The 25,923-nt window shown below is 55.1% G+C and carries 25 protein-coding genes; 14 read left to right on the top strand and 11 right to left on the bottom strand.

Translation table 11 applies throughout. From position 1 onward, the window contains the following. Positions 1 to 33 precede the first annotated feature (33 nt). Positions 34 to 1,647 (top strand): diguanylate cyclase, encoded by a 1,614-nt coding sequence (locus DW349_RS09645; protein ID WP_108125421.1) that lies wholly within the window; start codon positions 34 to 36, stop codon positions 1,645 to 1,647. Between the two features lie 392 nt (positions 1,648 to 2,039). Further along, on the top strand, positions 2,040 to 3,491 hold the full coding sequence (locus DW349_RS09640; protein ID WP_108125420.1) for a glyceraldehyde-3-phosphate dehydrogenase: 1,452 nt from the start codon (positions 2,040 to 2,042) through the stop codon (positions 3,489 to 3,491). Between the two features lie 75 nt (positions 3,492 to 3,566). Here DW349_RS09640 and DW349_RS09635 read toward each other — a convergent pair whose 3' ends face one another. After that, complete coding sequence (locus DW349_RS09635; RefSeq protein ID WP_108125419.1) at positions 3,567 to 4,061, bottom strand: DoxX family protein; 495 nt, start codon at positions 4,059 to 4,061, stop codon at positions 3,567 to 3,569. A 244-nt stretch (positions 4,062 to 4,305) separates the two neighbouring features. Between DW349_RS09635 and DW349_RS09630 the strand changes: the two genes are divergently transcribed. The 8 genes from DW349_RS09630 to DW349_RS09600 all read left to right on the top strand — a co-directional run bounded on the left by DW349_RS09630 (position 4,306) and on the right by DW349_RS09600 (position 12,181). Then, positions 4,306 to 4,854 (top strand): cysteine hydrolase family protein, encoded by a 549-nt coding sequence (locus DW349_RS09630; protein ID WP_108125418.1) that lies wholly within the window; start codon positions 4,306 to 4,308, stop codon positions 4,852 to 4,854. 67 nt (positions 4,855 to 4,921) lie between these two features. Continuing rightward, entirely contained in the window at positions 4,922 to 5,950 is a 1,029-nt protein-coding gene (locus DW349_RS09625) for a GGDEF domain-containing protein (RefSeq protein ID WP_108125417.1), read from the top strand. Between the two features lie 43 nt (positions 5,951 to 5,993). Further along, positions 5,994 to 6,743, top strand: a complete 750-nt coding sequence (locus tag DW349_RS09620; RefSeq protein WP_108125416.1) for an SDR family oxidoreductase — start codon at positions 5,994 to 5,996, stop codon at positions 6,741 to 6,743. A gap of 64 nt (positions 6,744 to 6,807) precedes the next feature. Beyond that, positions 6,808 to 8,301, top strand: coding sequence for a glutamate--tRNA ligase (gene gltX, locus DW349_RS09615; RefSeq protein ID WP_108125415.1), 1,494 nt, complete (start codon positions 6,808 to 6,810; stop codon positions 8,299 to 8,301). Positions 8,302 to 8,488: 187 nt separating this feature from the next. Then, positions 8,489 to 8,647 carry a helix-turn-helix domain-containing protein gene (locus DW349_RS17680; RefSeq protein ID WP_198650477.1) on the top strand — a complete coding sequence of 53 codons (159 nt, stop codon included), beginning with the start codon at positions 8,489 to 8,491 and terminating at the stop codon, positions 8,645 to 8,647. Between the two features lie 649 nt (positions 8,648 to 9,296). Then, entirely contained in the window at positions 9,297 to 9,578 is a 282-nt protein-coding gene (locus DW349_RS09605) for a hypothetical protein (protein ID WP_108125414.1), read from the top strand. A gap of 864 nt (positions 9,579 to 10,442) precedes the next feature. After that, a complete protein-coding gene (locus tag DW349_RS17360) occupies positions 10,443 to 10,967 on the top strand; it encodes a hypothetical protein (RefSeq protein ID WP_157954325.1) in 525 nt (174 codons plus the stop codon). A 446-nt stretch (positions 10,968 to 11,413) separates the two neighbouring features. Continuing rightward, entirely contained in the window at positions 11,414 to 12,181 is a 768-nt protein-coding gene (locus DW349_RS09600; RefSeq protein ID WP_108125413.1) for a nuclear transport factor 2 family protein, read from the top strand. A 67-nt stretch (positions 12,182 to 12,248) separates the two neighbouring features. On the opposite strand, the gene DW349_RS09595 is transcribed toward DW349_RS09600, so the two are convergent. The 7 genes from DW349_RS09595 to DW349_RS09565 form a co-directional block, all read right to left on the bottom strand. After that, positions 12,249 to 13,049 carry a DeoR/GlpR family DNA-binding transcription regulator gene (locus DW349_RS09595; protein ID WP_108125412.1) on the bottom strand — a complete coding sequence of 267 codons (801 nt, stop codon included), beginning with the start codon at positions 13,047 to 13,049 and terminating at the stop codon, positions 12,249 to 12,251. Positions 13,050 to 13,084: 35 nt separating this feature from the next. Further along, on the bottom strand, positions 13,085 to 13,894 hold the full coding sequence (locus DW349_RS09590) for an HAD-IIB family hydrolase (protein ID WP_108125411.1): 810 nt from the start codon (positions 13,892 to 13,894) through the stop codon (positions 13,085 to 13,087). Between the two features lie 65 nt (positions 13,895 to 13,959). Continuing rightward, positions 13,960 to 14,769: a phosphonate ABC transporter, permease protein PhnE gene (gene phnE, locus DW349_RS09585; RefSeq protein ID WP_108125410.1), complete on the bottom strand. Its 810-nt coding sequence runs from the start codon at positions 14,767 to 14,769 to the stop codon at positions 13,960 to 13,962. Beyond that, positions 14,763 to 15,581, bottom strand: a complete 819-nt coding sequence (gene phnE / locus DW349_RS09580) for a phosphonate ABC transporter, permease protein PhnE (protein ID WP_108125409.1) — start codon at positions 15,579 to 15,581, stop codon at positions 14,763 to 14,765. The genes phnE (DW349_RS09585) and phnE (DW349_RS09580) overlap by 7 nt, the downstream gene beginning before the upstream one ends. After that, entirely contained in the window at positions 15,578 to 16,378 is an 801-nt protein-coding gene (gene phnC, locus DW349_RS09575) for a phosphonate ABC transporter ATP-binding protein (RefSeq protein ID WP_108125408.1), read from the bottom strand. The genes phnE (DW349_RS09580) and phnC overlap by 4 nt, the downstream gene beginning before the upstream one ends. Before the next feature lie 61 nt (positions 16,379 to 16,439). Further along, complete coding sequence (gene phnD / locus DW349_RS09570; RefSeq protein ID WP_420820710.1) at positions 16,440 to 17,402, bottom strand: phosphate/phosphite/phosphonate ABC transporter substrate-binding protein; 963 nt, start codon at positions 17,400 to 17,402, stop codon at positions 16,440 to 16,442. Positions 17,403 to 17,640: 238 nt separating this feature from the next. Beyond that, on the bottom strand, positions 17,641 to 18,015 hold the full coding sequence (locus DW349_RS09565) for a MerR family transcriptional regulator (protein ID WP_108125406.1): 375 nt from the start codon (positions 18,013 to 18,015) through the stop codon (positions 17,641 to 17,643). A 79-nt stretch (positions 18,016 to 18,094) separates the two neighbouring features. Here DW349_RS09565 and DW349_RS09560 point away from each other — a divergent pair, with 79 nt between their 5' ends. From DW349_RS09560 to DW349_RS09545, 4 genes are all read left to right on the top strand, one after another. Beyond that, a complete protein-coding gene (locus tag DW349_RS09560) occupies positions 18,095 to 18,919 on the top strand; it encodes an oxidoreductase (protein WP_108125405.1) in 825 nt (274 codons plus the stop codon). 168 nt (positions 18,920 to 19,087) lie between these two features. Further along, positions 19,088 to 19,561, top strand: coding sequence for a GNAT family N-acetyltransferase (locus DW349_RS09555; RefSeq protein WP_157954324.1), 474 nt, complete (start codon positions 19,088 to 19,090; stop codon positions 19,559 to 19,561). Beyond that, positions 19,558 to 20,007 carry a hypothetical protein gene (locus DW349_RS09550; protein WP_108125403.1) on the top strand — a complete coding sequence of 150 codons (450 nt, stop codon included), beginning with the start codon at positions 19,558 to 19,560 and terminating at the stop codon, positions 20,005 to 20,007. Before DW349_RS09555 ends, DW349_RS09550 begins: the two co-directional genes overlap by 4 nt. 45 nt (positions 20,008 to 20,052) lie before the next feature. Beyond that, positions 20,053 to 21,195, top strand: coding sequence for a trans-sulfuration enzyme family protein (locus DW349_RS09545; RefSeq protein WP_108125402.1), 1,143 nt, complete (start codon positions 20,053 to 20,055; stop codon positions 21,193 to 21,195). Positions 21,196 to 21,201: 6 nt separating this feature from the next. Here DW349_RS09545 and DW349_RS09540 read toward each other — a convergent pair whose 3' ends face one another. The 3 genes from DW349_RS09540 to DW349_RS09530 form a co-directional block, all read right to left on the bottom strand. Continuing rightward, positions 21,202 to 22,524: a YihY/virulence factor BrkB family protein gene (locus tag DW349_RS09540; RefSeq protein ID WP_157954323.1), complete on the bottom strand. Its 1,323-nt coding sequence runs from the start codon at positions 22,522 to 22,524 to the stop codon at positions 21,202 to 21,204. Positions 22,525 to 22,592: 68 nt separating this feature from the next. After that, complete coding sequence (locus DW349_RS09535; protein ID WP_157954322.1) at positions 22,593 to 24,182, bottom strand: ATP-binding cassette domain-containing protein; 1,590 nt, start codon at positions 24,180 to 24,182, stop codon at positions 22,593 to 22,595. Then, the gene (locus DW349_RS09530; protein WP_108125399.1) at positions 24,169 to 25,848 is read right to left on the bottom strand and encodes an ABC transporter ATP-binding protein/permease; all 1,680 of its coding nucleotides are present in this window, start codon (positions 25,846 to 25,848) and stop codon (positions 24,169 to 24,171) included. The genes DW349_RS09535 and DW349_RS09530 overlap by 14 nt, the downstream gene beginning before the upstream one ends. Positions 25,849 to 25,923: the final 75 nt, after the last annotated feature.

Genomic DNA, 25,923 nt, shown 5'->3' with positions numbered 1-25,923 from the left:
GGTCGGCATTCATCACAGGCACGGTCAGATCGCATGACCTCTCCCGACAACACTCAACAACGCGACGAACTGCGCCAGCATTTCAGTCGCCGTGTGCACGACCAGGCGCGGCTAGTCGTCAACGCCTGGCGCACGCTGGATGAAGTGTTGTGGAACCCGGACTGGCATCAGGATTTTCTGCGTCGCTGCGACAAACTGCTCAGTTTAGCCGTGCGCTACGATCTGCATCCGATCCGCGTCGAAGCCGAGCAACTGCTGGCGTTACTGGCCAGCACCCGGCGCGACCAGGCGCCGCCCAGCCATTTGCTGGAAGCGCTCAGCGAACACATTCATCGACTCGCCGAACGTTGCTCGCGCCGCGACGATTCCGCCGCCGCGCTGAACATCGATAGCCGCAAGCCGGTCTATTTGTGTTGCAGCGACGACAACCAAGCCGACAGTCTGCGCCAGCATCTGCATTCGTTCGGCATTCCCGCCCAGATCGTTGCCGACCGTGAAGCTCTGATGCTGCTGGTTCAACATCGGCGACCGGCCGCGTTGCTGATGGATGTCGAATTCGATCAGGCTGGCCTCGCCATCGCGCAGGATATTCAGCACGACCAATCGCCAGCGCTGCCGATTTATTTCTATTCGCAGCAAACCCCCAGCATTGAGATGCGCCTGGCCGCCGCGCGCGCCGAAGGCGCCGCTTTTCAGGAAGGCACGCTGGATGCGGGTTTGCTGGTCAAACAACTGAGTGCGCTCTACGCCTTTCGCTCTGAGCCGCCGTATCGGGTGTTGATTGTCGAAGATTCACCGGCACAGGCGTTCTTTGCCGAGCGGACGTTGAATCAGGCCGGTATGTTGACTCAGGTAGTGGACGAACCGCTGACCATTCTCGACGCACTGGAGTCGTTTCAGCCCGACGCCATCCTGATGGATATGTACATGCCACACTGCACCGGCATCGAACTGGCGCAGGTGATTCGCCAGCAATGGCGTTATGACGTGGTGCCGATTCTGTATTTGTCGGCCGAACAGGACACGCGCAAACAACTCGAAGCCATGGCGCAGGGCGGCGACGATTTTCTCACCAAGCCGGTCGAACCCGACATGCTGGTGGCGACGGTGCGCAACCGTTGCCAGCGCAATCGCGGCCTGAAAGAACAGATGATCCGCGACAGCCTTACCGGCCTGCTGGATCACATCAACACGCTCGATGTACTCAGACGCAGTATTCAACAAGCGCAAGCGGAACAGCGCGATCTGTGTTTTGCCATGATCGACATTGATCACTTCAAAGACGTAAACGACCGTTTCGGCCACGCCGTGGGTGATAGCGTTATTCGTTCGCTGGCGCTGTTTCTGCGCCAGCGTTTTCGTCTGACCGATCGCATTGGCCGTTATGGCGGCGAAGAATTTGCGGTCGTTTTGCACGACATCGATCTGACTAAAGCCGGTGAGCTATTGACCAAAGTCAGCCAGAGTTTTGCGCAGATTCAGCACGATGCTCAGTCAGAACGCATCAACGTCACTTTCAGTTGTGGCATCGCGCAATTGTCGCCAGGTGATACGGCAAACGATCTTAGTAAGGCCGCTGACGAAGCGCTGTATCAAGCGAAAAAATCGGGTCGAAATCGTGTCTGTCTGGCTGGACAAAACTCATAGCAATACCGTTGATTCGCCAAAGTGCTGCTATTTTCCAAAAAATAGTTAATTTATTTTTTTCTACTTCCGGTCTGAAAGTTACGTAACTTCCTTTCAAAACAGTCGCTGTCGTTTCAGCGCTGAAATGTCCGTTTCACGCTGCCAAACAGCGATTCGCAATTGGTTTTCGATTCCTGGCTTCCTCTCTCTGAACGTCGTCAAACCGGCTTTGTTGTAATAAATTTCCAAATCGACAGCGTGTCGACTAGGCACTCAATAAAATGGCAGGAAATGGCTGACAAAGCTGGTCGTCAGGCCCAGGTGAGCATCGTTAGACTGTCGCCAAACCCGGGGTTACACCGGGGAAAAAATAAACGACTGCCTATCAACTCGACACCCAGAGGAACGCTCGCGTGAACCCAGCCGTCATAGATCAAACCCTGCTGCGCTGGCAGGAAAAGGAAGCACTCGCCGAAGCCATGATTCCCATCATCGGCCGGCTGTATCGTCAGAACCGAGTCATCACCTCGATTTATGGCCGCCAGATCATCAACCAATCGGTGATTCAGCTGCTGAAAACACACCGCTTTGTACGCCAGGTGGAAGGCCATGAATTGTCGGTGAATGAGACCTTGGCGGTGTTGGAGTTGTTGAATGAAATGCCATTGGCGCCGGCGCACATCGATGTGGGCAAGTTGGCGCTCAAGCACCGTCGGCAGGGCAAAGACATACCGCTGCGCGATTTTCTGAATGCCGAATTGGCGGAGTTGCAAGGCAGCGCCATCAACGACGAAAACGCATCACGCGATGTGGTGCTTTATGGCTTCGGTCGTATTGGTCGGTTGCTGGCACGCATCCTGATCGAAAAAGCCGGCGGTTCGCCGCTGCGGTTGCGCGCCATTGTCGTGCGTCCCGGTGGGGCGGATAACGACTTGGTAAAACGCGCCAGCTTACTGCGTCGCGATTCCATACACGGCAGTTTCGAAGGCACCATCAGCGTTGACCACGAAAACAATTGTCTGGTCGCCAATGGCACCACCATTCAGGTTATTTACGCCAACGATCCGACGCAGGTCGATTACGCCCGTTACGGCATTCGCGACGCCATTCTGGTCGACAACACCGGCAAATGGCGCGACCGTGAAGGCCTGGGCCAACACTTGAAATGCGCCGGCATCAGCCGCGTATTGTTAACGGCACCGGGTAAAGGCGACATCAAAAACATCGTTCACGGCATCAACCATCTCAGTATTAAAGACGACGACACTATTGTGTCGGCCGCGTCGTGCACGACCAACGCTATTACCCCAGTGCTGAAAGCGCTGAACGATCGTTTCGGCATTGAAAACGGCCACGTCGAAACCGTGCATTCCTACACCAACGATCAGAACCTGATCGATAACTATCACAAAGGCGAACGCCGCGGCCGCAGCGCGCCGTTGAACATGGTGTTGACCGAAACCGGGGCCGCCAAGGCGGTCGCCAAAGCGTTACCAGAACTGGAAGGCAAACTGACCGGCAATGCCATTCGGGTACCGACGCCTAATGTCTCGATGGCGATTTTGAACTTGAACCTGCAATCGGAAACGACCAAAGACGAGCTGAATAATTTCCTGCGCGAGACGTCGCTTTATTCCGATCTGCACAAACAGGTGGATTACACCCATTCACCGGAAGCGGTGTCGTCGGATTTCGTGGGCAATCGCAAAACCGGCATTGTCGACAGCGGCGCCACCATCGTGACGGGCAACCGCGCCATCGTGTACGTCTGGTACGACAACGAAGCCGGCTACAGCGCGCAGGTGATCCGAACCGTTCAGGACATGGCGGGCATTCATTACCGGGTGTACCCGCAAGAGCTGTAAAACGCGGGCATAAAAAAGCCGGCCTGACAGGCCGGCAAACAGAGGTGAGTCTTTGTTATCCAGTGGCGGTGGCGATCAGGCTGCCGCTTTCTGGCGTCGTTTCGCAAACCACTCAGCGATGTACGGTTGTACCCAGTGATCCAGGCCAATTTTACCGGCGTTGGCAGCACCAAACAGAACGATGATTTCAACGATGAGCATGTTCGGGTTGCTGCTAGTTGAGCCACTGAACAGGAACGCAAAGTTCATCACCATGCCAAAAAACACCGCCAAAACAGTGAAGCAGCCGAAGATCAAACCCAGGCCTACGGCGATTTCGCCCCAGGGAATCAGGAAGTTGAACAGGCCTGCATTCGGGATGGCAAACGCCTCCAGGAAATTGGCCCACCAAGTTTGAACCATCGGGTGTTCACCGCCCGCTTTTGCCACAGCGCCAGTCAAAAAGCCGGAAGCGTCGAAGCCACCGAGTTTGTGCCAGCCAGCCATCAACCATTCGTAACCGAGCCAAAGACGCAGTACGACCAACAGATAGGATGCATTGCGATCTTCACGAAGCCATTGACCAATCATTTTGATGTCCTCCTTTGTTCAACTCTCGGTGGTTAAACCACCGCGTCTGAAACCTTTTCGAGTGCAGAATAACCACGGTAACGATGACGCCACCTGACCTGCGTCAATAGCCATCAATTTAGCCTCAAACAATTGCAGTTCAAACGACGCTGAACCCGGCTTCAACCGTATGACCGGAACATGACCAGACAAAGTGTGCTGCTTATACTGAGCCGTTCACTGCCACTTTATAGGAGCCTCAACAATGAGCGCCGCCGCACTTTTGATCATCGATGTTCAACAAGGACTGGATAACCCGGCCTACGGTGAGCGCAACAACCCCCAGGCCGAGGCCAATATGGCGCGCTTGCTGACGCATTGGCGAATGCACGGCTGGCCGGTGTTGCACGTCCGGCACGATTCGGTCGAGCCTGATTCTCCATTGCGTCCGGAATTGCCCGGCAATGCCATTAAGCCGGAAGTCTTACCGCTGGCGGGCGAGCCCTTGTTCACCAAGAACGTTAACTCAGCTTTTATCGGGACGGACCTGGAAGCCCACATGCGCAAGACGGGCGTTGAGCAACTCGTCGTAGTCGGGCTGACAACCGACCATTGCGTCTCCACGTCGGTACGCATGGCGGCTAACTTGGGGTTTGACGTCATCCTGGTTGGTGACGGCACTGCGACCTTTGAGCGCACCGCACCGGATGGCACTCACATCAGTGCCGAGCAAATGCACCGAGCCAATTTAGCCAGCTTGCACGGTGAGTTTTGTCAGGTTCGGAGCACCGATGAAATGCTGATCAAAAAATAGCCGTTTGCCTGTCGGGCCGGAAGGGTCTTTGCTAGGCTGACAACCAACGTTGCAGCGGCCAACTGTTATGAATGACCTTTCCTTATTGAATCGCCTGGCGGATGTCGTACCCGAAGCCGAACGGCTGGACAGCTTGGTGCCGGCTTTGTTGGCACTTCTGCAGTCCGTCACCGGGTTGGAATCGACCTATCTGACGCGAGTGGATACTGAAAAAGGTACCCAAACCATACTGTTTTCCAACAACACCGACGCTCAGCATCTTGCTATCCCGCAAGGGTCGGTGGGGCCATGGGAAGATTCACTGTGCAAACGGGCGATGGATGAATCGCGGCCCATCAGCCTGAACGTCAGCCAGCAATGGGGCGATTCATTGGCGGTCAGCGGCCTGCACATTGAAACCTTTCTCAGCCACGCGATATGGACCGGTGAAGGCGAATTTTACGGCACTCTGTGCGCCGCCAGCCCACGCAGCCAACCTGTATCCGATGAGGCGCAGCATATTCTGGGACTGTTCAGTCACCTGATCGGCCGTCAATTGGATCACGATCGCCTCCTGGTCCGACTGCAACGTGAGAACCTGGAGTTCAGCCATTTCGCGCTGACCGACCCCCTTACCGGCATTCCCAACCGCCGGGCGTTCGATCGTGAACTGGACCGCGCCCTGGCCGGCGCCCAACGCAGTGACGATCAGGTGCATTTGGGCTTCATCGATCTCGACGGTTTCAAAGCCATCAACGACGAATACGGCCACGACGCGGGCGACCGCTTTCTAATCGCCATGGCCGGCCAATTGAAACGCGGTCTGCGCGACGGCGATTTTGTCGCCCGCTATGGCGGTGACGAATTTGTGGTGTTCGGCACCGCACCAGCCGAGATCGATCCCTCACGAGTGCGCACCCAATTGGTTGAGCGACTGAGCCGTTTGACGCTGGGCCAATTTGATTTGGGCAGTGTCAGTTTTGATTATCCGGGCGCCAGCGTTGGTGTGGTAACCGCCGGAGACGACGAACGCGACATCGATGCCCTGGTGGCCCGCGCTGACGCCGAAATGTACCAGCAGAAAACCGCCCGTCGTAAAGCCCGCCAATCCCGTTAATAATGGCCGTCGCGCACTGCGTAGACGACAAAGGAATAACACCATGAAGCGACCTATCGCCCTGATCACCGGCGCCAGCCGGGGCATCGGGGCCGCTACCGCCCGGTTACTGGCTCAGCGTGGCTACGATCTGGCGGTTAATTATCAGCACAACGCCGAAGCGGCGGGTGAGGTGGTGAAACTGGCCCAGGCCATGGGCGCACGTGCTGTCGCCTTGCAAGCGGACGTCAGTGTTGAAAGCGAGGTCGTTCGACTGTTTAAAGACGTCGACAGCCAACTCGGCAATCTCAATGCCTTGGTCAATAACGCCGGCATCGTGCAACCGCAAACGCGGGTCGAATGGATCACCGAAGAGCGGCTCGACGTGATGTTCCGCACCAACGTTAACAGCGCCTTTTTGTGCAGCCGCGAAGCGGTATTGCGCATGGCGATTGATAAAGGCGGGCAGGGCGGCGCCATCGTTAATGTGTCGTCGGCCGCAGCACGCTTGGGCGCGCCGAATGAATACGTTGATTACGCCGCCAGTAAAGCCGCCATGGATGCTCTGACCAAAGGTTTGAGTCTGGAAGTGGCGACTCAGGGTATCCGCGTTAACGCCGTGCGCCCCGGTCTGATTGAAACCGACATTCATGCCAGTGGCGGCGAGCCGGGTAGAGTGGCCCGAATGGCCCCGGCCATTCCCATGCAACGTGGCGGCAGCGCCCATGAAGTTGCCACTGCCATTGCCTGGTTGCTCAGCGATGAAGCCTCCTACATCACCGGCAGTTTTATTGACGCAGCGGGTGGCCGCTGACTTTTTAGTGTCCGGCTGAGCCGCTATAATCGCCGCCTTTGCCCAGCCACGAGACCGCCCCGGCATGACCAAAATTCGCACCCGCATTGCGCCATCTCCCACCGGCGACCCGCACGTCGGTACCGCCTACATTGCGTTGTTCAACCGCGCCTTCGCCAAGAGCCAGGGCGGTGAATTCATACTGCGCATCGAAGACACTGACCAGACCCGCTCCACCCCCGAAAGCGAAGCCGCCATTTTAAAATCCCTGGCCTGGCTCGGACTGGACTGGGACGAAGGCCCGGACAAAGGCGGCAAATACGGCCCGTATCGCCAAAGCGAACGCAAAGCCATGTACGGCGACTACGCCAGACAACTGGTCGACAACGGTCACGCCTTCCACTGTTTTTGCACCGCCGAACGCCTGGACGCCATGCGCGCCGAACGTCAGGCCGAAGGCCTGGCCGGCTACGATGGCCTGTGTATGCACCTCGACCCGAGTGAAGTAACAACCCGACTCAACGCCGGTGAAGCCTCGGTCATCCGCATGAAAGTGCCGGAAGAGGGCGTGTGCAAACTCGAAGACGAACTGCGCGGCACCATCGAGATCGACTGGAAACAGATCGACATGCAAGTGTTGCTGAAAAGCGATGGCATGCCGACCTATCACCTGGCGTGTGTGGTGGACGATCATCTGATGGAAATCAGCCACGTACTGCGCGGCGAAGAATGGATTTCCTCAACCCCGAAACAGTTGTTGCTGTATCAATATTTCGGCTGGCAACCGCCGGTGTTCTGTCACCTGCCATTATTGCGCAACGCCGACAAATCCAAACTCAGCAAGCGCAAAAACCCGACCTCAATCGACTATTACCGCTCGGTCGGCATCCTGCCCGAAGCGCTGATCAATTTCCTCGGCATGATGGGCTGGACCATGCCCAACGGCGAAGAAAAATTCGCCCAGGCGCAGATGATCGACAACTTCGACCACAAGCGAATTTCACTGGGTGGCCCGGTTTTCGACCCGGAAAAACTCGACTGGCTGAACGGACGTTACATCCGCGAAGACCTGTCGCCGGAACAACTGATGCAGCGCCTGCTGGAATGGAAATTTAACGCTGACTATGTGTCGAGTTTCCTGCCGCTGGTGCAGCAACGCATCGAACGACTCAGTGACGCCGCACCGCTGGCCATGTTCTTCTTCCAGGGCGTGCCGAACCTGACGCCGGAAAGTTTCGAATCGGTCAAACAGGACGAAGAAGAGCTGAAGAAAACCCTGCAACTGGTGCTATGGAAACTCGAAACCCAACGCCATTGGGAAAAAGACAACATCATGGCCGACATCAAAGCCGTCGCCGAACACCAGGGCCTGAAAATGCGCGACCTGATGGCGCCGCTGTTTATCGCCATTACTGGTTCGCCAGCGTCGGTCTCTGTGCTGGACGCCATGTCTATCCTCGGCCCCGATCTCACACGTGGACGACTGCGTCATGCGATTGAAATATTAGGTGGCTTGGGTAAGAAGAAGCTGAAGAGTTTGGAGAAAGAGTTTCAGCAGATGGCTGAGTTTTTGGATTGAGTTGTTCCGTAACCTAAGCCTGCATCCCTCTTAAGCCGGCTCTAGTAGTCGGCTTTTTTGTCTGGAATCCCCTACGACTCGAACATTGGCAGCTCTGGTTGCCGTAAATATCTGTATTGGAGTGCTGATTTATTTCTTTTGTAACCTATAATTACATATATTATTTGGATTTATAGAAATATTGGGAATGTTAGGTAATATTATTGGAGATAAGAATTACTACTCACCCGATGAGATTGCAGATCTTTTGGGTCTGCATGTGAGGACCATTTGTCGCTACATACGTGAATGGTCAGCTGCGGCACCCGTATTGGTAAGCAGCACCGAATTGCCGCAGCGGAGGTGAATCGTTTTGCTGGCCACTTTGCGAAAAGGCATCCGATGAGCCGCGTCGACAGCGAAGGGTTTTGGTGCCAACAACAGTAGATATTGATACTGTCAGTTCGGAAGACGCTCAGCGTATTTCCAATATTTTGCTCAGCGCCTTCCAGTCGTCTCGAGGGGATGATCAAAGCAAGATACTCGAGAGTGTTTATTACGAAGAGAGAAGAGAGTTGCGCATTATTGTTCGTTCAAATCTTGCCACTGCATCTGGTGTATTGGGACTGGTTAATGGATTACTTGGGTAAAATTGAGACGACGGCTTGCTCGCTGGATTGAAGGTGGTGGCTATGAAAGAAATGTTGGTATCTAATGATGGATCTGTTCAACTCAGAGCAGTACTCGGCGTAGGCATCAACCCAAATAATGCGCTACTCGATACCTTGATAGCACGCTATGCAATTGAGCCCGACTTCTATGTGCGCAATATGTTGACTTGGATGGTAGTCCGATATTCAACAGACGCCGCTGGCCAAAGTAGTTATCGGAACTGAAACAGAGAATCCTCAAGCGAGAAGTCAACCTCAGCATACTCTTTCTAAAATTAAAGATAATCGTACATGGTCTGCCATAACAGAGACAGTGCTTCGTAACTCCAATGATGAAGTTGCACATTGCGTGCTGCAGTTGTGCTAATTCCCGATGGAGAGAAAGCAGATCTAGCCAAAGTGTTGGGCGATCAATTAGGCCGAGAGGATCGGGAAATGCAATTGAGCCATAGCGGAACGCTGCTTGTGCTGGGAGAGGTTGTTGTTAAGGCAATCATTCAAAACGCTTTGAAGATTAGTAGTTTGACCATAGTTGCGCATGCCAGCGCTACTGAGCGTTTGTTAGCCGACCCAGAAGCAGTATTTGAGCTCGATATGGAGCAAGAAAAAAAGATATATTTTAGGTAAGTGATAATAGGGCGAGATATTGGACTCTGGCATAACAGCTAGATCGTTTGGTGCAGAGGTTTTATATAGTCATCCGAATATCCAGAAATAAGACAGATATAAGACAGATATAAGACAGATATAAGACAGATATAAGACAGATATCAGGGGTGGCCGCTATAGGAATTATGGTTAGCATCTTATTCGTGCCTGTATCAGGCAGTACACAGAAGGTTTCAAGAAAGCGTTACAGTTAGAGTTGTGGAAGCTTGAAACATAGCAACTGAGAAAGAGAAAACATGATGAATGACATCAGAGCCGTTGCCAAACATCCGGGTTTAAATGCGTAACCTGATAGCGCCGCTGTTTACTGCCATTATATGCTCATTGGCTTCTATCTTGATATTAGAGACACCTTAACTATTCCTAATGTGTGGCTACCTGGGTCACGTCATTGAAGCACAGAGTAGTATGGGCAAGAAATAGCTGAGTAGTTTGGAGATGGAATTCTAACAGATATCGGCGTTTGGGATTTAGTTCATTTTATTCTATTGGATGGCGTAGTCGCGCTAATTTGTATATTGGCTTGAACTCTATTGTTTTAAATTGTTTCATGCTCATTTTTGTTTTTTTTTGTACGGTTGCTATTGCTATTGACGTTAATCGTATATTTTTCTATTGGATTCTGGTGTATTTATCGCTGAGAAGTGTGATTGGTTGTTAGACAGTGAAATTATTATTAGTAGCATTGTGTTTGAGTTGTTGTTTGCTTGCGGGTGTTGGTTTTGTAGTTAAATTATTTGAACTCACCTACAGGATAGACTGAAAATGTTAACGGTTGGGTAGTGTTTGTTAATTCTATAACTTCGAGATATGGAGGTTTCTATGAATTGGAATGCTATTGGAACGGCAGTCGCTATTGTCGGTATTCTTGTGACTGGAATAACTGCTTTTAATAAATTAACTTTTCGGCTAGAGACATTAGAGAGCAAGGTTGGTGAAGTAGATAGAGAAATTGGTGAGATAAATGTTGATACAATACCAAACGGTATAGTTGCATATTTTGATTTATCTGACTGTCCTGTGGGGTGGAGGGGTTTTGAACAAGGCGAGGGAAGAGTGGTTGTGGCTACATCTAGTGGTAGTTCTGGACTATCATCCCGGATGCTAGGTAATCAAGGCGGATCGGAACAAATTACTCTCTCCATTAATAATCTTCCACGACATAGTCATTCAATAACCTTGCGTGGAAGATCTGGTAATAATGCATTTGTAACACGTGATCCCTCATGGGGTTATGACGATTGGGTGGGGGACCCAAGAACAACTAGCACTGGAAATACTGGGGCTAGCCAACCGTTTTCTAACATGCCACCTTTCTATGTGCTTACACAGTGTAAAAAACTATAGGATATATTTTAAGAGCGGCTTGTTGTTTGGCCGCTATTGTTCTGATGGATTTTATATGTGTGTATTTGAACGTAGTGATTAGTGTGTCGGTTGATGCAAAGTAGTTGTTTTTGTATTGATGCGTATCGTATTGGCTTTATGTGATAGGGGTTGTATATGTTTTTTCCTCCAGCGGTGTCTATATGTTCGGTACTATTTGGGGGGTAAAGTAATATTTCAGTTTGTGATTGGCGAATTTATTGGGTAATTAAATTTTAGTCATTGTTGCTCCCGTTCGGTTTAAATTCTATATCTAACCTCTTTAGTTTTTACTGCTATTAGTGACTTATTCCTCTATTGGCTTTCAAAAAACCGGCTCAAGCTGAGTGTCGGCCTGGTGGTTATGGCCGCTGTGTTTTTAAGGTCAAACTGGTTTTTTGTATTGGTATCTGTTTGAGGGGATCGATATGAAGTGGTTGTACTGGGGTTTTTGTTGGATTGGGGTGTCGGTATTTTCCCAACTCAGTTTTGCCGAAGAAAGCTCGTTGTTTTCCTTGTTAAAAGAGAAAGACCATCAATTGTTCAGTGAGGGTTATGACCAATGCCATGCAGAGGTTATGGAACAGTTAATCGCCGATGACTTTGAGTTCTATCACGATGTCGGTGGCCGTACCTTGTCGAAAGACGCCTTTGTTGATGGTTTTCGTGGTGCTAACTGCCATCCGCGTTCTGAACAGGAACGGCGTCGGTTAGATGAAGCCAGCCTGGAAGTGTTTCCGCTGTACCAGTCGGGCGAGCTCTACGGTGCCATCCAAACCGGGCAACATTATTTCGGCGCTACCAGAGCGCACTTTATCCATTTGTGGTTGCTGGAAAACGGGGAGTGGCGATTGGCTCGAGGGTTAAGTTACGACCATACGCAGGGCGTTGGCACTGCGGAAACGCCGTCCATTGATCGCGATGTTATTTCGCTCAGTCGGGCTCAGCTACAGAGTTACCAGGGACGCTATCAATTCAACGCGGATTTTGTGCTCACCGTTGTTGAAGAAAATGGCAAACTTTTTGGTAATGCACAGGGGCAAAGTGTCGAGCTGTTCCCGGTCGCGGAACACCAGTTTCTCGACGACAGTAAAACGCTGGAGTTAACGTTTGTGATGGGTGACGACGGACGGCCTATAGAAATCCGGATGAATGGACGAGGTTCGCAGATGGTCGGTCAGCGGCTGGCGCAATAATTTGGAATAGCCTTGAGCAGAAAAGTCTGGATGTTTTGCAACGTTCTTTTCTGTGTCGTTTAAGGGTTTATTCAACAGGCAGGGTGTTGCTCTGATCGACTTCCTGTTTGGCGTCGCCCGATTCGATAACGGTTATGGCATCCGGCAATCCATCGCGTTTGGACATTGGTAGAACGTCGGTGTAAAAGCGGTCGACGTATTTGAACGACGCCACCTTGCAGTGCGAGTTCAGTGTCCATTTGCTTTGGTCGGCAACTAATAGACGGACGCGAGTGTTGGCAATGATGGCGCGGCTGACTTCGGCTTCGCGGATGTCGTAATCCATCAGGCCGTTAGCGATGTCCATACTACCAGTGCTGATGATGCCGAAATCGGTGATAAAGGAGCTGAAGAAGTTGGTCACCTCCGGCCCGACGACATCGTGGTCTTTGTGCCGGTATTGGCCGCCGGAGACGATCACTTCGATGTCCGGGTTAGCCGATAAAGCGGATGCGACACTGAGGTTGTTGGTCAGAATGCGCAGCGACTTATGGTGGATCAGTGCCTGGGCAATGCATTCGATGGTGCTGCCAACGCCCAGACTGACGGTGGCGCCTTCGGGAATGTCGGCTGCAACGCGTTCGGCCATGCGTCGCTTTATGGCCGCGTTGCGAATGCCGTGTTCTTCGGCCGGGTGGGGTGCGGCATTGGCCGGCAAACTGACGCCACCATAGCGCCGCCGCAACAACCCCAGCTCGCACATGCGGTTGATGTCGCGACGGATGGTTTGGGTGGTAACGCCAAAACGTTGGGCGATGTCTTCAACTTCGACATGCTGCTGTTCGTGCACCCATTCCAGGATGCGTTGTTGGCGTTCTTTGGCGCTCATCGATGCTCGGCCACGGTCAATTCACTCACTCTAAACTATACCGGCTGTTGTGCGGTTGCACTCAAGCCAATGTCGGCGCGATGGTGCAACCAGGCGTCGGCCAGTTCAGCAAACCCCAAACCCGATGGCTGCTCGGTAATGGCCGTGGGTTGATGCGCCATCGCCGACAAATGTTTGCGAATGTTGGCGACACCGATGCTGAGCGGGAAGTCGCGAAACATGCATTCGTCGTTGGGCGCATCGCCTATAAAGACAGCGCGTTGTTGCAAAGCGGTGACATCCAGGCCGAGTAATTCCTGGCCGACGCGTATCGCCATGGCCGATTTATCAAAATCGCCCAGCCAGACATTCAGATGAATGGAGCTTTGCCGGACGTTGAAGCCTTTGGCTAACAACGCATCACGAACCGTTGCCACCTGTTCCGGTGTCAGCGATTCCTGCTGGTTGTAATCCAGCGCGACATCGACGTAGCGGAACGCCTGGTCACTGGCTAATTTCAGGTCGAAGTCCAGGTCCAGTTCGGCGATGGCCGACAAGATGGTTGTCTGGTCGCGACGATGCGAAGCCGCGTCTTGCCAGAAGTGCCATTCCACGGTTTGAGCGCCGCTGCGGCTGGCATAAAACGCACCGCCTTCGCCGATGACGGCTACAACCGGCCAGGTTCGGATAATCTGGTCGCACCAGCCTGCACACCCGCCGGTTACTGGAATAACCCGTATTCCGGCGGCGGCCAATTGACTGATCGCTGAATAGGTTTCCGGTAACAGCCGTCCGGCTGTGGTCAGGGTGTCGTCCACATCGGTAAACAGAATGTCGGCGTTACCGAACGGGATGGAGCTCAGCATGGATGTACATTCCCACAATTTATTGAGGCGACGCTGCCGTTGAATCGATAGCGTCGCTACTCAGGTTAAATCACTTTTTTGCGCAGCGCGCTGGTGATGGATTCACCCAGAACTACCAACACCACAATCGCTAATAAGATGGTTGCCACCGTCTGCCAGGCAAACAGATCGATTGAGCTTTGCAGCAATACACCAATGCCGCCAGCGCCGACCAGACCCAGTACCGTGGACTCCCGGATGTTGATGTCCCAGCGCAAAATGATGATGGCGAAAAACGCCGGCATCACTTGCGGCACAATGGCGTACAGCACGACTTTCATCTGGCTGGCACCGGTCGCCTCCATGGCTTCCACCGGGCGGCGGTCAATTTCCTCGATGGCTTCGCCCATCAATTTGCCAATAAAACCGATGGAACGGAACATCACTGCCAGAATACCGGCCAATACGCCCGGGCCAAAAATCGCCACAAACAGCAACGCCCAGATGATGGTGTTTACTGAACGGCTGGATACCAAAATAAACCGGCCCAACCACAGTGTGGCTTTGTTGGGTGTGGTGTTTTGGGCGGCGATGTAAGACACCGGCAACGCGATGAAAATCGTCAGCAGGGTTGAAAGCGTCGCTATGTGCACCGTCTCCAGCATGGCGCTGAAAATCTCATGCCAGGTGTTGAATGCAGGCGGCCACATTCGCACAGCCAGGCTTTGAATCTGGTTGGGCGCGTCCCAGACCCAGGGCCAGAAAATATCGATGTCTTTGATCGCCCAAACCACCGCCAAGAAGGTCAATAAATACACCGCGTAACGCGACCATTGTTGTTTGCGGTCGTAGCGGGACCAAACGCGGTCGGTCAGGGTTGCTGCGTGATCTACCATACTTTTTTCCTCACCCATCCGCTGATCGCTTCACTGATCAAAATGATGCCGATGATCATCAGCAAGATGGCGAATGCGAAATCGTAATCGTAACGGCCGAAGGCGTTCATCAAGGTGCCGCCAATGCCACCGGCGCCGACAATACCGACGACCGCCGAAGCGCGCAGGTTGCTGTCGAGCTGATACATCGCCAGACCAATCTGGCGCGGCATGATTTGCGGAAAAATGCCATACACCAGCATTTTCAAATAACCGGCGCCGACCGAACGCATGGCTTCCACCTGGCCCCAATCGATCTCTTCAATTTCTTCGGCCAACAGTTTGGCGACGAAGCCGATGGAGTAGAGCGTCAGCGTCAGAATGCCGGCCAGCGGACCAAAACCCACGGCCGCGACAAACAGAATTGCGACAATGACCGGATGAAAACTGCGCGACACAATGATCAGCGCACGGCCCACCAAATACACCGGCAGCGGTGCCACATTGCGCGCTGCCATTACCGCTATGGGTAACGATAACGACACACCCAACAACGTCGCCAAAAAGGCGATCTGGAAACTTTCTTTAAAGCCGGTCCACAACAAGGTGCCGCGTTCAAAACTGGGTGGAAATGCGCCGCCAAATATTCGGCCGGCTCTGGGCAAGCCCTCCGAGATGCGTTCCCAATCGAACGGCAATGTCGCGAATGCCCAGTAGAGATAGATCACCGTAACGGCCAGCAGACCGTACCGCAGCCAGGGGTTGGCGATGAATGGCGGCTTTTTCCAGACCCGGTCTGACGCCGCCGAGACCGACGTTTTCAGTGGGGTCATGCCAGCGCCTCCGGATTGGTTTCATCGGCGTTATGGTGGTCGTTCTCTTCGTCGGGCGATTCGATGCCGCCGTAAATGGCATCCAGAGCGTCCTGATTAAATTCTTTTGGTGAGCCGTCAAAAATCATCTGGCCGTGACGCATGCCAACGATGCGGTCGGTATACATCCGTGCCTGAGTGACGTTGTGAATATTGATTAACACCGGCAATGACATTTCACTGGCGAGGCTCTGCAACAGGCTCATGATTTGTTGCGAGGTTTTCGGATCCAGCGATGCCGTCGGTTCGTCGGCCAGCAGAATTTCCGGTTCCTGCATCAGCGCACGAACCACGGCGACGCGTTGACGTTCACCGCCGGACAATTGATCGGCGCGCTTGTCGGCGTAATGGGCGATGCCAACACGTTCCATCAAATGAAAGGCGCGGTTGATGTCTGCTTGCGGGTAACGCCGTGTCCAGGCTTGCAACAGCGATACATAACCGAGTCGGCCGGACAGCACGTTTTCCATGACGGTCAGACGATCAATCAAATTAAAACCCTGGAACACCATGCCGATGCGGCGCCGCGCGTGTCGCAGCTCACTGCCGCGCAGATTAACCAGTTCGTGGCCGTTCAGTTTGATCGAGCCGGACGTCGGTTCCACCAGTCGGTTGATGCACCGTAACAGTGTACTTTTGCCCGCGCCAGACGCGCCGACGATGGACACCACGCTGCTGCCGTCGACCTTCAAATTGAGCCCTTTCAACACGGGGTCGTTCTGGCCGTAACGCTTAACGAGGTTGGTAATTTCTAACATCTGAATGACTCCCGACGGAGCCTTCGACACTGTGCCGAAGGCTCCAAAAAATGGCGTGGAATTATTGAAGGTTGTCGCGGGTGTACTGCACACCGTTGGACGCCTGAATGGTGCGGATCACACGCCAGTGTTGCTGGTAATTAATCGGAATGAAGGTTTCGACGCCCTCGAATTCGTCACCCAATTCGGTGCCGGCAAACTGGAAGCTGTAGAAGGCTTCGCGAATTTTTTCGACCAGATCCGGGTGCAGGTTATAGGCGTAGTTGTACGAGGTGGTCGGGAAACGATCGGATTCCCAGACCAGGCGGACGTCGGCCGGGTCGTACAGGCCGCGGGCGGCCATGCGCTCAACCACTTCGGAGGCCACCGGGGCGGCATCGTAGTCTTTAGCGACAACGCCGAGCATGGACTGGTCGTGGCTGCCGGAGAACAGAATTTCGTAGTCTTCACCCGGTACAACGCCCATTTCCGGGAACAGAGCGCGCGGTGCCTGGTTGCCGGAGTTGGAGGTCGGTGAGGTGTGTGCGACGCGTTTGCCTTTCAGATCGGCCATTTCATAAATGTCGGAATCCTTGTGGGTATAAACCTGCAAGGTGTAACCGAATTGGCCGGATTCCGAACCCATCAGCGCAAACGGTACGGCGCCGGCCAGATTGACAGCAAAGGGCGTTGGGCCGGTCGAGAAACCCGCAATGTGCAAACGACCGCTGCGCATGGCTTCAACCTGAGCCGCGTTGGATTGCACCGCAAAGAAACGCACTTTTTTACCGGTCACGTTCGACAGATGGTCAATAAAGGGTTGCCAGATGTCGGAGTAAATCGCCGGATCTTCCACTGGGGTGTAGGCAAAAATCAGCGTGTCGGGATCGACCCATTGCGACGGGTCGGTCGGCGCATCGGCCACCATGTCGCCGTTTTCATCGCAGTACAGCGTATCGAGCGCGCCGCGTTCACAGTCGGCCAGGGCTGGCGCACTGATCAGACCCATCATCAGACTGGCCGCCAGCATCGGAGCCGTCGGCATTACGCCAGGGAGGTGTTTCAACAGGTTCATCTGTGTTCTCCATCGGGCGGCCCACGCAGGCATGGAAATCCATGCTGGGCATTGAACATCTTGGCAGGACCCGCCCGGTCAGTTGTTATTATGTGATGTTCAATTGAACATCGATACTAACAGTAAACGGATGTCGGGCAAGCTAAACCTAGTGTGATTGGGAAATTTGAGGTGGTTTTGGTGGACGTGATGGTTCAATTGAACGAAATCAGCATTCGGGTTTGGCAGGCTGCCTGGTCTGATAGTGCTTCAGTTTTTGTTCAATAAAGCTTTCGATCTGGCGTAATCCGTTGATCTTTTCCTGCACCACAGCCAGCCGTTCTTGCAGGAACTCAACCGTCTCTTCCGGGGTTACTTCCCGTTCACCGATGCTGTCCAGTAGCGGGCCGATCTCTTTGAGTGACAACCCCAATTGCTGAGCCTGGCGTGCCTGTTCAATGCGGCCAAGGCAACTGGCGTCATAGTCACGGTAGGTGCGGCTGCCAGCGGTTTTGGGGTGGGAGCGGATTATGCCCAGTTCTTCGTAATGGCGGACGCCGTCTTTCGACAGTCCGGCCAGTTTTGCCAGTTCTCCGATCAGCATAGATAGAACCTGTTGACTGTGGGGTTTCCCCACAGATTACGATGCCGCTGAATTAATGAACAGCAGCGGAGAATCCTGGATGAGTTCTGAAAACAGTCAGCCGGTGGCTTTAATTACCGGCGCAACTTCTGGCATGGGCAAAGACATCGCACTGCGATTGCTGGCCGAGGGGTATCGGGTGTATGGCGCTGGGCGGCGCAGCGAACGACTGCAACCCATCATTGAACAAGGTGGAATCGGACTGGTTATGGACGTGACCGACGATGCATCCATCGTCGCTGGCGTTGATCGGATGTTGCATGAAAGCGGTCGGCTGGATGTGCTGGTGAATTGTGCCGGTTACGGACAATACGGTGCGTTGGAAGACGTGCCCATGGCACTGGCGCGACAACAAATGGAGGTGAATCTTTTTGGCTTGGCGCGGTTGACCCAGCTGTGTTTGCCGACGTTGAGGGCGCAGAAATCCGGAATCATCATTAATGTTTCTTCCATCGGCGGAAAAATATTCACACCTTTGGGTGGCTGGTATCACGCGTCGAAATTTGCACTCGAAGGCTGGTCCGATGTTTTGCGTAATGAAGTGCGTGGTTTTGGAATCAAGGTGGTGGTGATTGAGCCCGGTGGTATCGAAACGGAATGGGGCGGCATCGCAACCGATGAGGCCAAGCGTCTTTCTGGCGCAGGCCCGTACCAAAAACTGGTTCAGTCTTTTGAGGCTGCTCAATCTCGCACGACCAAGCTGCCTCCGACCTCAGTCATCACCGAGCTGGTCATGAAGGCCATCAATGCCTCGAAACCCAAGACTCGATATGTGGGCGGGTATCTGGCTAAGCCGTTGCTGTGGCTGCGCCGCTGGTTATCGGATCGCAACTTTGACCGCTTAATTATGAGTTCGTTTCGATAACCGTCGTCAGTGGCGTAATACCGTCATACCTCAAAAACGGAAGCCTGATCTGATGCCAGCAGGCTTCCGTGAAAGCTTGCTGTCGTGCTGGAATCGATTTCCGGGAAACACACACCTCCGCTAGGTCTTGTGGTAAAAAAGGCGCTGTTCTCTTTGCTGCCGAACGCCATGATTACCTTACGCCGTTTAACGTCTGCCGACTGGAATACTGCTCGCGATTTGAGTGTCGCCGAAAACCAGCGTGAATTTGTCGGCACGCTTGATGAGATTCTGGCGGCCGCCGAACCCAGTCATCATTTTCATGTCATCGAACGCGACAATGAGCCGGTCGGTTTTTTCAATATCGACACCGGTTACGGCCAATGGTTTGAAATGGCCGAACCGGGCGAATTGGGTTTGCGTTCTTTTTTGATCGACCAGCGGTTTCAAGGGCAGGGATTGGGCAAGTTAACCAGCCAGGCATTAGCGCCGTATTTAAGGCAGCATTACAGCGAATATCCGGCGATTGTTTTAACGGTGAACTTTCGCAATCCCGGTGCTTACCACCTGTATCAGTTGGCCGGGTTTAAAGACGGCGGCGATGTGTATTACGGCGGTGCAGCCGGGCCACAGCATGTGATGCGTCTGAGGTTGAATTCATGAAACGAGTTTTGCTGGCGCTTGTCTGTTCGGTTGCAATTGCTCACGCCGATGAATTGAAACCCTTCACCACCGACGGTTGCAGTGTCTTTCCCAATGGCACACCGCGTCAGCAATCGCTCTGGCTGGACTGCTGCATTCAACACGATATGGCGTATTGGATGGGCGGCACCCGTGATGACCGCCGCGATGCCGATTTGGCATTGCGGCAGTGCGTTGCGGAAATCGGTGAGAAAGAAATTGGCGAAATCATGCTGGCCGGCGTGCGCGTCGGCGGTTCGCCATACTGGCCGACCGGTTATCGTTGGGGGTACGGCTGGGGTTATTTGCGCGGCTACGAAGCCTTGAGTGACGATGAAATCATTCAGGTGCACCAACGTCTGGATGAAATGCGCCGCTTGTTGGATCGACTGGATGCGCAACTCTCTGTTCCAGTTGAGAACGAATAGGGCGTGCTATTATCGCCGCCTCAACCTGGCTAAGACGTTCGACTCATGGCTAACGAAAAACAACCTGCCACTTTGGCCGCTCAAGCGCTTGGATTTATCGACGATACGACCCAAGCCGTCGTGCCGCCGATCTACACGGCCACCACTTATCAACGGGCGGCAGACAACAGTTTCCCTACTGGCAACGTCTATTCACGGCCGAACAATCCGACCTATCACCCCGCTGAAGACCTGCTGACCGCTTTGGAGAAAGGCGCCGATTCAATGCTGTTTGCCTCGGGCATGGCGGCGGCGACAGCGGTATTTCAGACGCTGAAAACCGGCGATCACGTTATTGCGCCCAAGGTGATGTATTGGTCGTTGCGCAATTGGCTGAAACAGTTTGCCGAGCGTTGGCAGCTGGCAATCGATTTTGTTGAAACCGAAGATCTGGCGCAGGTTGAAGCGGCGTTGCAGCCTGGCAAAACTAAACTGGTCTGGCTGGAAAGCCCGGCGAATCCGATGTGGTCGGTGACCGACATTGCCGCTGTGTGCCAACTGGCGCATGCCGCCGGTGCCAAGGTGGCGGTCGATTCCACCGTAGCAACACCGATTCTGTGCCGGCCGTTGGAACTGGGTGCCGACCTGGTGATGCATTCGGCCACCAAATATCTGAACGGTCATTCCGATGTTATTGCCGGCGCCTTGGTAACACCGCGCAAAGACGAATGGTGGGAGCAGTTAACGGCCGTGCGTAGCCAGCAAGGTGGCGTATTGGGTCCGTTCGAGGCGTCGCTGTTGTTGCGCGGCATGCGCACGTTGGATTTGCGTGTTAAGGCGGCCAGTCGCAATGCGTTGGCGATTTCCGAAGCCATGCAACAGCATCCGGCCATTGCCGAAGTCTTGTATCCGGGACTGCCGACGAATCCGTATCACGCTCTGGCGAAACAGCAAATGGAGGGCGGCTTTACCGGCATGGTGTCGATCCGGATTAAAGGCGGCGCTCAAGCGGCGATTGCGACGGCGGCGCAGTTGAACATCTTCAAACGCGCGACTTCGCTTGGCGGTGTCGAAAGTCTGGTGGAGCATCGCGCCAGTATTGAAGGCGAGGGCACGCCGGTACCGGATGATTTGTTGCGTTTGTCGATTGGCATCGAAGCCGTCGAGGATTTGATAGACGATCTGAATCAGGCACTGGCGTCGCTCTGACGCCGGTCATTCTTCCGTTTTTCGCACCCATTCTTCCAGACTGCGTTCGTCGAAATGTTCGGCCAGCGCGCTTTCCAATTCCTTCAGCGTGGCGCGTACCTGAGCGTTTTGTCCCGGTCCGGTCAGTGTCGGTTGATCGCTCGCGCGCAGCACGCCCAGCAGTTCTGCCAGGCTGATTTGATTGAGCGGTTTGGCCGGCACCAAGCCGAGCGATTCGGTACGCACCAGTAAGTGATGTTTGAGCAGTTTTTTGATCAGCCGATCGGTGGCTTCCGGGTCGGCGTTGCTGCTGGTTAACAATTGCATCAGCGTTGGCGCGGCCAGACCCTGGTCGAAACGATGTGCGATGCGGTACATCAACGCCAGTCCCAATTGTTCGTCGCCCTGTGCGCTGGGCCGGTTATGGCGGCGCGGCGTAATCTGATGCGTGTGTTGGCTGTAATAAGCGACGCTGGCGCCGGTCAGCAAAATCAGCCAGGCAAGATAAATCCACACCAGCAACAACACACCCACGGCAAAGCCGGAGTAGATGGCGGTAAACCGTCCGGAGCCAGCGACAAAAACGGTGAACAGATAGCCCACCGATTGCCAGGTAATGCCCGCCACTACGCCACCAATTAATGCCGGCCCTAACCGCACGCGAGTGTTGGGGATCAGCACATAGAGAAAGGTGAATAAGACGATGATAAAGGCGTAGGGCGCCAGGCGAGTCAGCAGCGAATACAGCCAGCCCAGCGGGGCGACTTCGAGCAGATGGTGCACGGTGTCGGAACTGACCAGTGTGGCGGTAGCGCCCAAGGCGGAAAAGCCGAGCAGGGGGCCGATCAGCGTGACGCTTAAATAGTTGCTGAGTTTTTGGGTGATCGGCCGCGACTGATGCACGCGCCAGGTTTCGTTAAAGGCGCGATCGACTTTTTGCACCAGCGACAAAACGGTAAAGACCAGCAAGCCCAAACCGACGGCACCGAGCACACGCACCTGAATGTTGTCGACGAAATTCAGCACGTTGTCGATGATTTCCTGGCCACCGCTGCCGAGCGGCGCCAACAACAAATTCTGCAATAACGGTTCGAGCTGGTTGTGCACGCCGAAGCTTTTCAGCACTGAAAAACTCAGCGCCAGAAACGGCACTATTGCGAGCATGGTGCCGTATACCAGGCCCATCGCATAAAGGTTGGTATGGCCTTGAGTCAGATCGCGCAGCACGGCGTAACAGACGCGACAAACACGGCGCAGCAGACGCATCGGTGGCGTAAGTTCCGGGCTGGGCGTGTGCCACAGCCAGGTATTCAGGCGGTTGTACCAGGGTTTGAATGCGCTTAGTGGCACGGCCGACTCGTGGGTCCGTTGGGAAAGGCCCGAGTATCACAGGAATCGGGCCGGGGCGCCAAACGCGGTTACCAGCGTAAGACGTCAGTCGGTTGCAGGGCGGGCGGGCGCAAGTGCGAGGCCAGAATCACCAGGCGCTGCTGAGCCACAGCGTGCAATCGTTTGGCGAGTCGTTGCTGGCGGCTGTCATCCAGCCCTTCGAAGGGTTCGTCGAGCAACCAGACCGGCGCATCGCGCAACCAGGCACGAGCCAGGTTCAGACGTTTCTGCTCGCCACCGGACAGCGGCCGGCCCGGTTCTCCAATCCACATCTCCAAATCATCGGCATTGGCCCAGTCGTCCAGCTCGGCCCAGCGCAGTGCGGCCAGGCATTCGGCGTCGCTGGCGTCGGGTTTCGCCAGGCGCAGGTTGGCGGCCAGGGTGTCGGAAAAGACGTGGCCGAACTGTTCGCTCAAATGAAAACAGGCACGACGTTGTGTGTCGGTTAAGACGTCGCCGGACTGGCCGTTCAGAATCATTTCACCGGCTTCCGGCAAGCGACCGAGCAACGCCTGGAACAGGCTGCTTTTGCCCTGGCCGGAACCGGCATCGAGCAATACCAGAGCGGGCTGGTCGAGGTTCAGGTTGATCGGGCTGCCGAAGCGATCGGCGCGTTGCCAACGGTAGTTCGACAGCCGCAGTTGCACGGGCGTGTCGCCGGGCCAGGGCGGGCAGGTTTCTGTGCCAGCGGTTGCAGCGCTCAGTAAAGGTCGCAGTCGGGCCGCGCGTTGCGGGCGTCGGCTTAATTCCGGTAATGCCCGGGCCGCGCCGGACAACCAGTCGCGCGCGGCGAGCCAGATCAACACCGGCACCAACAGCAGCGCCTGACCACTTGGGTCCGGCACCGTCTGAGTCAGCGCCCAACCGAACACCAGCACCGCCAACCAGCCGAGTATTTGCAGGCTGAGTTCCAAGCGCTGTACCGAGGCTTCTTCGGCCAGGTCTGCCTGCTGCCAGGAATGCCAGGCCGCTTGGGTCGGTTCGGGCTTGCCCTGGCCGGGCAGCAGACGCCAGATCGGCGCGGTGTTCGACCAATTCAGCCAGGCATTGCGCACTGACGCCTGGGCCGCGAGACTCGAAGCCACTTGGCGGCGATGGCGCTGCCAGGCGATCACCAGCAACAGCGCGGCAACCACCGCAAAGCCGAGCCAGACGCCCAACGCCGTTGGCACCAGCCAGGCAAACAACAGCGACAGAGCGACACACACCGCCGCCGCGCTGCCCAGCGGATGCCAGACTTGCACCCACAGGCTGGCGAGGGCATCGGCATCGCTGTCGACCCGTTCCAGTGCTTCTGTCGACGGGGTGGCGTCGGGGTTGTGCACTAACGTTCGAAACAGACGCGCCCGCACCGCACCCAATCGACTCAGCAATCCCAGATGGCCGACGTAGCGTTCGCCGTAGCCTGAGAGCACACGCAAGAAGGCGATCATGCGGATCAGCGTCGAAGGCACTACATAATTGAACTGAGCGGCCAAGCCCCAGGCACCGGCGATGGCGGCGGCCGCGATAAACCAACCCGACAACGCCAGCAACCCCAACACCATGCCGAGATACACCAGCGCCAGCCCGAAGCCGGCCCATTGCCATTGGCGGGTGCGCGAATCAAGCGGCAACACGGTGCAACCTCCCTTCGCCATCGGCGTGCCAGACGCGGTTGAAAAAGTCGTCGTTCAGCGTGCGGTGTGACACCCAGACCAGGGTTGTGTCGGCGAGGCGCTGCTCCAGCAACGCAACCAGTTCGCGATGTTCGTGTTCCGACAAATGCGCCGTTGGCTCGTCGAGCAACACCAGTTCCGGTTGCAACGCCCACAGCCGGGCGATGGCAAGACGCTGTGCCTGCCCGCCGGACAGCGGTGGGTGTTCGCCCAACTCGGTGTCGAGGCCTTGCGGTTGTTGCGCCAGCCAGTCGGTTAAACCGACGGCATCTATGGCTTGTTCTGCGGTGTGGCGGTCAACGCGGCCCAGGCCGATGTTGTCGAGCACCGTGCCGGGCAATAGCACTGGACGTTGCGTCAGCAAAGCGACCGAACCACTCAAGCCTTTCAAATGCCGCACCGGCGAGCCGTTGAGTTGCCAGTCGCCGCCAATCGGTCGCAAACCCATCAAGGCGTCGATCAGGGCCGACTTGCCACTGCCGGACGGGCCTTGCAGCCAGACTCGGTCGCCGCGCTGCAACTGCAATGCCGGGCCATCGATGATGACGTCGCCTTCGTAACCGAGCACTTGCCAGTGTGTGGCGGTCAGATGTTCAAACGGTGCCTCAGTTTGGTTGGCATCGCTGACCGGCGCTTGCGACAGGATCGGTGCCAGTTCTTCGGCGGCGGCGATGGCGTCGGCACGGGCGTGATACAACTTGCCCATGGCTTTGAGCTCGGCGAAAAACGCCGGCGTCAGTAACAATAAAAACAGGGCCGTGCCCAACGTGAACGGCCGGCCCCAGAAACCAAAATTCAATTCACCGAGCAGCGAAAAACCGATGTAAACAGCGACCAGCGCCACCGACAGCGTCGCCAGAAAATCCAGAACAGAAGCGGATAGAAACGCCAGTCGAACGACTTCGGCGGTGCGTTGTTCCAATTCACGGTGCGCCAGGCGGAACCGCTGTAACTGCGCCTCGGACTGGTTCAGTGTCCACAGTGTCGACGCGCCTTTGAGGCGGTCCATAAAAAAGGCGCCGAGGCGGTCCAGCGCCGTGAAATGGCGCCTTTGCGCCTGGGCGGCGCCAACGCCGACGATCCACATAAACAGTGGCATCAACGGCAGGGTGATCAGCAGGAGCGTCCCCGTCATCCAGCTGATCGGCCACACCAGCAGTAACACCAGCATCGGCATGACGGCCGCCAGCCAGCGTTGCAATTCGTAATCGATAAGAAAGTGTTCAACGGCCTTAAGCCGTTTGGTCAGCAGGTCGTGCCAGGCTGACACAGAATGGCGGCGCAGCAGCACCCAGCCTTTGTCATAGCCCTGAGCGAATACCTGTTCGGCCAGCTTGCCGGTCAGTTGCTGTGCCAAACGACGACGCGTGCGCAAACGGCCTTCGGCAAGCAACCATTGAGCGGCGATCAGGGCGATCAACCCGCTCAGTGTGAAAAGAGAAGGCCACTGGCCGGCAACGAGCAGGTCGCTGACGGCCAGGGCGAGGGTGGCGTAAAGCCCGAGGGTGACGAACAGACCGGCCAGCGCCAGGCTTTTCAGTCCGTTCATACCGGCTCGAATGGACCGGCGTTGCTCGCCGAGCCAATCCAGCTCGGCGGCGTTTTCTCCCTGCCGGGACTTAGTCATGCCAACCCCTTAGTTACTGCTTAGATAGTTACTGCGTAGACAGTTACTGCGTAGACAGTTACTGCGTAGGCCAAA

This window comes from Saccharospirillum mangrovi (assembly GCF_003367315.1).
Taxonomy (GTDB): domain Bacteria; phylum Pseudomonadota; class Gammaproteobacteria; order Pseudomonadales; family Natronospirillaceae; genus Saccharospirillum; species Saccharospirillum mangrovi.
Note: the sequence above shows the minus strand (reverse complement) of the source record. Positions and strands in the feature narration are given on the sequence as shown.

What these genes read in the sequence shown, in the direction of transcription:
- DW349_RS09645 (WP_108125421.1), top strand. Translation starts at nt 34, where the DNA reads ATGACCTCTCCCGACAACACTCAACAACGCGACGAACTGCGCCAGCAT.
- DW349_RS09620 (WP_108125416.1), top strand. Translation starts at nt 5,994, where the DNA reads ATGAAGCGACCTATCGCCCTGATCACCGGCGCCAGCCGGGGCATCGGG.
- DW349_RS09555 (WP_157954324.1), top strand. Translation starts at nt 19,088, where the DNA reads ATGATTACCTTACGCCGTTTAACGTCTGCCGACTGGAATACTGCTCGC.
- phnE (WP_108125410.1), bottom strand. Translation starts at nt 14,769, where the DNA reads ATGGTAGATCACGCAGCAACCCTGACCGACCGCGTTTGGTCCCGCTAC.
- DW349_RS17360 (WP_157954325.1), top strand. Translation starts at nt 10,443, where the DNA reads ATGAATTGGAATGCTATTGGAACGGCAGTCGCTATTGTCGGTATTCTT.
- DW349_RS09530 (WP_108125399.1), bottom strand. Translation starts at nt 25,848, where the DNA reads ATGACTAAGTCCCGGCAGGGAGAAAACGCCGCCGAGCTGGATTGGCTC.
- DW349_RS09625 (WP_108125417.1), top strand. Translation starts at nt 4,922, where the DNA reads ATGAATGACCTTTCCTTATTGAATCGCCTGGCGGATGTCGTACCCGAA.
- DW349_RS09635 (WP_108125419.1), bottom strand. Translation starts at nt 4,061, where the DNA reads ATGATTGGTCAATGGCTTCGTGAAGATCGCAATGCATCCTATCTGTTG.
- DW349_RS09595 (WP_108125412.1), bottom strand. Translation starts at nt 13,049, where the DNA reads ATGAGCGCCAAAGAACGCCAACAACGCATCCTGGAATGGGTGCACGAA.
- DW349_RS09545 (WP_108125402.1), top strand. Translation starts at nt 20,053, where the DNA reads ATGGCTAACGAAAAACAACCTGCCACTTTGGCCGCTCAAGCGCTTGGA.
- DW349_RS17680 (WP_198650477.1), top strand. Translation starts at nt 8,489, where the DNA reads ATGTTAGGTAATATTATTGGAGATAAGAATTACTACTCACCCGATGAG.
- DW349_RS09550 (WP_108125403.1), top strand. Translation starts at nt 19,558, where the DNA reads ATGAAACGAGTTTTGCTGGCGCTTGTCTGTTCGGTTGCAATTGCTCAC.
- DW349_RS09560 (WP_108125405.1), top strand. Translation starts at nt 18,095, where the DNA reads ATGAGTTCTGAAAACAGTCAGCCGGTGGCTTTAATTACCGGCGCAACT.
- phnC (WP_108125408.1), bottom strand. Translation starts at nt 16,378, where the DNA reads ATGTTAGAAATTACCAACCTCGTTAAGCGTTACGGCCAGAACGACCCC.
- phnD (WP_420820710.1), bottom strand. Translation starts at nt 17,402, where the DNA reads ATGCCGACGGCTCCGATGCTGGCGGCCAGTCTGATGATGGGTCTGATC.
- phnE (WP_108125409.1), bottom strand. Translation starts at nt 15,581, where the DNA reads ATGACCCCACTGAAAACGTCGGTCTCGGCGGCGTCAGACCGGGTCTGG.
- DW349_RS09590 (WP_108125411.1), bottom strand. Translation starts at nt 13,894, where the DNA reads ATGCTGAGCTCCATCCCGTTCGGTAACGCCGACATTCTGTTTACCGAT.
- DW349_RS09565 (WP_108125406.1), bottom strand. Translation starts at nt 18,015, where the DNA reads ATGCTGATCGGAGAACTGGCAAAACTGGCCGGACTGTCGAAAGACGGC.
- gltX (WP_108125415.1), top strand. Translation starts at nt 6,808, where the DNA reads ATGACCAAAATTCGCACCCGCATTGCGCCATCTCCCACCGGCGACCCG.
- DW349_RS09600 (WP_108125413.1), top strand. Translation starts at nt 11,414, where the DNA reads ATGAAGTGGTTGTACTGGGGTTTTTGTTGGATTGGGGTGTCGGTATTT.
- DW349_RS09630 (WP_108125418.1), top strand. Translation starts at nt 4,306, where the DNA reads ATGAGCGCCGCCGCACTTTTGATCATCGATGTTCAACAAGGACTGGAT.